A 6914-nucleotide genomic window follows, 5' to 3' on the forward strand; every position below is an offset into this window, starting at 1 on the left:
CTAGCTGGGTCAGCCGTGGTTGTGCAGCGGCTTGCCGGCGAGGGCCATGGCGGCCTCGCCGAGGGTCTCGTTCTGGGTGGGGTGGGCGTGGACCAGGGAGGCGACGTCGTCGGCGTCGGCCTCCCAGGAGACCATGAGCTGGCCCTCCCCGACCTGCTCTCCCATCCGTGCGCCGATGGCGTGGAAGCCCACGATGGGACCGTCCTTGAGGGAGACGAGCTTGACGAAGCCCTGGGTCCCCAGGATCTGGCTCTTGGCGTTGCCGGCCACGTTGAACTCGGCGGTGGTGACGTTGTCCTTGCCGTGGACCTCGGCGGCCTTGGCCTCGGACAGGCCCACCGAGGCGATCTCGGGCTCGCAGAAGGTGACCTTGGGGACCAGGACGTCGTCGACCGGGGTGGGATCCAGGCCCGCGATCTTCTCGGCCACGACGATGCCCTGGGCGAAGCCGCGGTGGGCGAGCTGGACGCCGGGAACGATGTCTCCCACGGCCCACACGCCGGGGACGTTGGTGCGACCGTACTCGTCGGCCAGGACGAAGCCGCGGTCCATGGCGACCCCGACCTCCTCGTAGCCCAGGTTGGCCGTGGCCGGTCCGCGGCCCACGGCGATGAGGAGGACCTCGGCCTCGTGGGTCCTGCCGTCCTGGGTGCGCACGGTCACGCCGCCGTCGTGGCGCTCGACCGATTCGAACATCGTGTTGGTGCGGAAGGCGATCTTGCGCTTACGGAAGGCGCGCTCGAGCTGCTTGGAGATCGCCTCGTCCTCGTTGGGGACCAGGTGGGGCAGCCCTTCGATAATGGTGACCTGGCTGCCCATGGAGGCCCAGGCCGAGGCGAACTCCACCCCGATGACACCGCCCCCCAGGATCACGGCGGAGGCGGGGACGTGGTCCATCTCCAGGGCCTCCTCGGAGGTGATGACACCTCCGGAGATCTCCTGCCCGATGGTCTTGGAGTAGGAGCCGGAGGCGAGGACCACGTTGCGGCCGGTGATGCGACGGCCGTCAACCTCGACGGCGTCCGCGGCCACCAGGCGCCCCCAGCCCTGGATCAGGTCGATGCCCCGCGAGGAGACCAGGCCCTCAAGGCCCTTGTGCATCCGCGAGACGATGCTGTTCTTGTACTTCTGGACGCCCGGCATGTCCACCCCCTCGAAGGCGGCCTTGATGCCCACCGTGGCGGCCTCGCGCACGGCATCGGCGGTCTCGGCGGCGTGCAGCAGGGCCTTGGTGGGCACGCAGCCGCGGTGGAGGCAGGTGCCTCCGAGTTTGTCGGCCTCGACGAGTGCGACCTTGAGGCCCAGCTGGGCGCCGCGCAGGGCGGCGGCGTAGCCCCCTGATCCCGCACCCAGAATGACCATGTCGTAGACGGTCTCTGTCACGAACTCACTCCTTGTTGGTTGGTCACGACGCCCTTGTGGGGCGGCTCGGCACGGGGCCATTGTTCCACCTGAAGAGGAGGCGCAGGAGCCAGGAGTGTTGCTGTTTAGGGACTAGAGTCCTGAAAACCGGGTGATACGTGTCACCGCATATCGGTGGTGCCGGCAACGAGCCGCTGGGATCCGCATCGCGGTCTGCGTCACGGCTCGTTGCCGACAGGTGGCGGCCTCAGGAGAGGATGCTGACCTCGGCGGACAGCGAACGGAGCAGCTCCACCAGGGTGGAGACGCCCATGCCGGTACCGCCGGTCGGCGTCAGTCCCCAGGGCGAGGAGTCGTTGTAGGCGGGGCCGGCGATGTCGAGGTGTGCCCATGGCCGACGCCCGACGAACTCGCGCAGGAACAGACCGGCCGAGAGCATCCCGCCGGCCCGGGAGCCGACCTTGGTGTTGCGCAGGTCGGCGAAGGGGGAGTCCAGAGTCGCACGCAGGTGCGCGGGCAGCGGCATCGGCCAGAAGGACTCTCCCGCCCGCTGGGCCGCGGCCACGACCTCCTCACGAAGGTCGGGTGTTCCCATGACGGCCGCTACCTGGTCGCCCAGGGCAACGATCTGGGCTCCGGTCAGCGTGGCCACGTCCAGGACGGCGTCGGGGTCCTCCGTGACGGCCCGGGCCAGGGCATCGGCCATGACCAGGCGGCCCTCGGCGTCGGTGTTGGTCACCTCCACGGTGGTGCCGTCGAACATGGTGACGACGTCGCTGGGGCGCTGGGCGTCGGCCCCCGGCATGTTCTCCGCCAGTGCCAGCCATGCGGTGACGCGAATCGGCAGGGCCAGGCGTGCGGCCGCGATGACGGCGCCCAGCACGGTGGCCGCGCCGGCCATGTCGGACTTCATCTCCGGCATGGATGCGGCCGGCTTGAGGGACAGGCCTCCGGAGTCGAAGGTGATGCCCTTGCCGATGAGCGCGACGTGCCTGGGACGGGTCGGGTCGTTGTCATCCTCGCCCTCGGAGCGCGTCTGGTTCACAGCGCCCTCGCCGGCATGCAACGGCACCCACTCCAGGCGCACCAGACGCGCCGGGTGCACCGAGCCCTGTGCCACGCCGAGGATTCCGCCGAATCCCTGCTCGATCAGTGCCGGGGCGTCCCAGGTGTCGACCCGGATCCCGGCCTCCTGCCCGGCTGAGCGGGCCCTTTCGGCGAAGACCTCCGGGGTCAGACGGTTCGGCGGCTCGTTGACGAGGTCGCGGGTCAGGGCCGTGGCCTCGGCCAGTGCCAGGGCGCCCGTCAGCGCCTCCTGCCCCTCCGGCGTGTCGGACAGAGGCGAGACGATGGAGATGTCCTTCAACGGGGAGGTCTGCTTGGAGGAGGACTCCTGTCCGGGACGGTCCTCGTTCTTCGTCGCCTTCCAGGAGTAGGCGCCCAGGGCGGCCCCGTGCGCGACGGCGGCGAGCTGCTCCTCGGAGAGCGTGGGCAGCGCCAGGGCCGCGGAGCCGGTTCCGGCCAGCGCCCGGGTTGCGCGCCCGGCGGCCCGACGCAGCAGGCCCGTCTGGTCGTAGCCCAGGGCGGCCTCATCATCGGTGGTGACGGCGAGCGGATCGGTGTCGGCCCACCCCGTCCCGACGCCGACGACAAGAATCGTCGTCGGACCGTGGTAGGCCGCGGTGCTGACCGACGAGGAGGGGAGACGCACAACGGAGTCCTGAGCGCCTGAGAAGCCCAGCGACGGCAGCAGGGCCGCGAGCGCCTCGATGTCCAGGCCCTCCAGAGCGGTGCTGGAGGGGGGCTCCAGGCCCTCCAGGAGGATCTCGGGAGTCTCGGCCCCGTCCCTTCCCGGTGCCGCGGCCAGGACGAGTACGTCGGCTGCCGGCTCGGTCCCGGAGGGGCCTTGTGCTGGTGAGACGTCGGCGGTGTCACCGGCCTCGGCACGCGCATCGGCGGTATCAGCGGTGTCAGCGGCGTCGTCGGCGTCGTCGGCGTTGCTGTCCTGGTCCTCGGAGGGCTTGCGCGCCTGCGCGTCGTCCTTGGCGTTGCCAGTGTCCTGCTTCGTTCCCTGCTTGGTGGTCTTGGAGCCGGCCCGGTCCTCGGCGCCGGTGGTGTCGGAGTCCTCGGTCTCATGGACCGTGTTGGCCTCGGCCTGATTGCTGAGGTCGGTATCCTTACGGTCATCGTCCACCGAGGCGTGTGCGTTCAGGGATTTGGTCAACTTAATGGTGCTCACGTTGTGAATAGTAACGTTCTGGCATCGGTTAGAGGCTGAGTTGGCGCCGCGCGTGCCGGAGGTCATCACGTGGAAAGGTCGTTCCCCATGGACGAGCGCTCATCGGTACGCCCGGTTCAGGACACCCGCCGCCCCGCTTACGGATGGGGGCGCATCCTGGTCGGTGTCTTCGCCGTCTTCGGGGTGATCGTCCTCGTCCCCGCCCTGGTCGCCCTGGTTCGAAGCCCCCATGAGGCGCCCGCGGTGTGGTCCTTGAACCTCCTGGGAGGCGGTCTGTACATCCTCCTGGCCGTCTGCGTGGCCCACAACGGGCGCCGGATGCGCAACATCGGCTGGATGAGCCTGGGGGCGCTGGCCACCATGGCCGTGCTCATCGGCGTTCTCACCCTGACTGACACCCCGCACACGCCCGCCGACCTCAGCGTGTCCGTGTGGGCGCACTGGGGCGGGTCCCGGTGGTACCTGCCGGTGATCCTCCCGGTGGTCGCCGCTGCTTGGATGTGGATGTCCGACCCTCGGCGCATCGTGGCCAATGCCGAGCGCATCACCGAGCTGTCCGACACTCTCACCGAGAGCCTCACCGAGAGGGCGCGGGTGGTCCAGGAGAACCGATCGATCAAGAGTCCTCCTAGCGGCGACGAGCGATAGGGACCGGCACCGCACCCTCAGCGACCCGGACAGCCACCCGGACAGCGCCCCGGACAACGGCTCAGACAACGGCCCGGACGGCGGCCGCGTCACCGACGCCGGGATCGGCGCGAGCCGCGTGAGCTGATCCGGCTGATACGACTGATTCTGCTGATCCTGCGCGCAGGAACGGGGCGCGCGTGCCATCTGTCCTGCAGCCGGGATCCCAGCGAGGTGTAGGCGGCGGCTGCGGTGCGGGCCTGGGCCTGGACCTCGTAGATCCGCTCGACGACGATGCGCTGGCACACCCACCCCACCAGCCGCTCAGGACCGGAGTCGGACGCAGGGGCCACCACCGGGATCCCCTCCAGTCGGGTTCGGGTGAGGGCCTCGAGCACATCAGTCGCCTCGGAGTCGTGGGACAGGCGGTCGGGGACCAGGGGCAGGTCCGTGACCGTCATCGCGCCGGCGCCGTCGGGATCGTCGCTCAGGAGCGTTGTGGTCAGCTGAGCGGCCGTCACGCAGCCGAGCAGCTCACGGGCGTCCTCACTTGTCGTCGTGACCACGGGCAGGACCGAGGCGCTGTGCCGACTCATCAGGGCGGCCGCCTCACGCACCGTCGCCGTGGCCTCGACAACGGCGGGTGGGTCCACCATGAGTCGGCAGGCGCGGGTGCGTCCCAGGAGAGTGGTGGTCATCGGGTCCTCGACGTCCTCACCGCGACGGCGCAGCTCCTCGGTGAACAGTGTGCCTCGCGACAGGAAACGGCTGGTGAAGGTGGCCAGCACCGTGGCCAGCATGAGGGGCAGGAGCAGCGCGTGCTGCCCGGTCATCTCGATGATGAGCAGGACCGCCGTCATCGGGGCGCGGGCCGCGCCGGCGAACACCGCCCCCATACCGATGACCCCGAAGACCCCGGCCGCTGGTGCGTAGCTGGGTGCCACCAGGGTGCCGAAGGCCGCCCCGAGCGTCCCGCCGATGAACAGGGAGGGTGCGAACACCCCGCCGACGAAGCCCATTCCCAAGGTCATCGAGGTCGCCAGCATCTTGGCCACGCACAGCACCAGCAGCAGCGCCAGGGTGTAGCGACCGGCCAGCGCCCGGTTGAGCGCGGCCGAGGACTCCCCGTACATCTCGGGCAGGACCAGCAGGACAGCGCCGACGGCCAGCCCCCCGATTCCGGGACGCACCCAGATCGGGACGCCCAGTCGCTGCCAGGCGCGGGTCAGGGCGTCGAGCACGATGAAGCGAAGACGCATGAAACCGATGCCGACGCCTCCACCCGCCACACCCAGGAGGGCCACCCAGCCCAGCTGTGCGTCCCCGGACAGGTCCAGGTAAGGCAGCGACAGCGACAGAGTCGTCCCCAGCAGGTGGTGCGACAGGACCGTTGAGGCCACACAGGCCAGGACGATGACGATGAAGGCGTCGGCGCTGAAACCCATGAGGACGACCTCCAGGGCGAAGAAGGCCCCCGCCAGAGGAGCGTTGAAGGCTGCGGCGATCCCGGCGGCGGTGCCGGCGGCCGCCAGGTGGCGCACCGGGAGCCTGGGCAGGCGCAGGCCCCGTCCGATGACGCTGGCCGTGGACGCGCCCAGCTCGGCGATCGGACCCTCCGGACCCACCGAGCCGCCGCCCCCGATCGTCAGGGCCGACGACGTCGTCATCGCCAGGGCCGCAAGCGGCGCCATCGTGCCGTCGCGGTGTCGCGTCGACCAGATGACGCCGGCCACGCCGTGACCTGTGGGCGTGTGGCCCAGCCGGGACATGAGCGGGCCCACGATGAGGCCTGAGAGCACGGGTGCCACCAGGACGAACCAGGTGCCCAGCGGCGCCAACCACCCGACCGAGGGGCCCATCGAGACGGTGTAGTCATCGGCCCCGCTGAGCAGCTGGGACCAGGCATCGATCCCCAGCCGGAACAGCACCGCCCCCAGGCCCGAGGCGAGCCCCACCAGCACCGCCAGGATGTAGAGCCCGACACGGTGATGACGGAAGAGGCTGCCCGCGCGCCTTGACAGGGGCTGGGACAGCCTCTTCCAGGTTCGTGTCATCAGCGCAGGTTCTCCACCTTGACCATGAAGGTGTCCTCCTCGCCGCGCCGCTCGGTCTGGGAGCAGGACCCGCCGATCCTCCACACCTGGCGGTAGAAGCTCAGCTCGGCCTCGTAGCGGCGTCGGATGTTCGCGGCCAGGCGGAAGCCGTGCCCCTCACCCTGGAAGACCTCCAGGGCCACCGGCGCGCCGGCCGCCTTGAGGGCCTCGTACATGGCGGTGGCCTGATCCACCGGGACGATCGGGTCCTCCGAGCCCTGGATGAGCAGCAGCGGGACACCGATGTCCTCGATGTGGTTGATGGGGCTGCGCTCGTCCAGAACCGGGTCGTCGATGTCCTGGGTGCCCATGAGCTGGCCGATGTAGTGCGACTCGAACTTGTGGGTCGTGCGCACCAGCCGCTTGAGGTCGGTCACCCCGAAGCAGGAGCTGGCCGCCGTGAACACCGTGGAGTGGGTGATGGCCGACAGCACCGTGAAGCCTCCGGCCGAGCCCCCGCGGATCGCGATGCGGCGCGGATCCACGAGCCCGGCGTCCACCAGGTGCTGGGCGCCGCTGACGCAGTCGTCGACGTCGTAGACGCCCCACTTGCCCTCCAGGGCCTTGCGGTAGCCGGTCCCGTAGCCCATGGA

At 70.1% G+C, this 6914-nt stretch carries 5 protein-coding genes; 1 reads left to right on the forward strand and 4 read right to left on the reverse strand.

Annotation, left to right across the window (positions count from 1 at the left end):
- Positions 1 to 9: 9 nt before the first annotated feature.
- Positions 10 to 1383 carry a dihydrolipoyl dehydrogenase gene (gene lpdA / locus HCR68_RS12495; RefSeq protein WP_167148699.1) on the reverse strand — a complete coding sequence of 458 codons (1374 nt, stop codon included), beginning with the start codon at positions 1381 to 1383 and terminating at the stop codon, positions 10 to 12.
- A 226-nt stretch (positions 1384 to 1609) separates the two neighbouring features.
- A complete protein-coding gene (locus HCR68_RS12500) occupies positions 1610 to 3667 on the reverse strand; it encodes a leucyl aminopeptidase (protein ID WP_208320546.1) in 2058 nt (685 codons plus the stop codon).
- Between the two features lie 21 nt (positions 3668 to 3688).
- Here HCR68_RS12500 and HCR68_RS12505 point away from each other — a divergent pair, with 21 nt between their 5' ends.
- Positions 3689 to 4249: a hypothetical protein gene (locus tag HCR68_RS12505; protein WP_167148697.1), complete on the forward strand. Its 561-nt coding sequence runs from the start codon at positions 3689 to 3691 to the stop codon at positions 4247 to 4249.
- An 89-nt stretch (positions 4250 to 4338) separates the two neighbouring features.
- Here HCR68_RS12505 and HCR68_RS12510 read toward each other — a convergent pair whose 3' ends face one another.
- Complete coding sequence (locus tag HCR68_RS12510) at positions 4339 to 6282, reverse strand: chloride channel protein (protein WP_167148695.1); 1944 nt, start codon at positions 6280 to 6282, stop codon at positions 4339 to 4341.
- The coding region (locus HCR68_RS12515; RefSeq protein WP_167149969.1) for a prolyl oligopeptidase family serine peptidase at positions 6282 to 6914 on the reverse strand (633 nt) is incomplete at its 5' end. The genes HCR68_RS12510 and HCR68_RS12515, both read right to left, overlap by 1 nt.

Source organism: Actinomyces sp. ZJ308 (assembly GCF_011752065.1).
Lineage (GTDB): Bacteria > Actinomycetota > Actinomycetes > Actinomycetales > Actinomycetaceae > Actinomyces.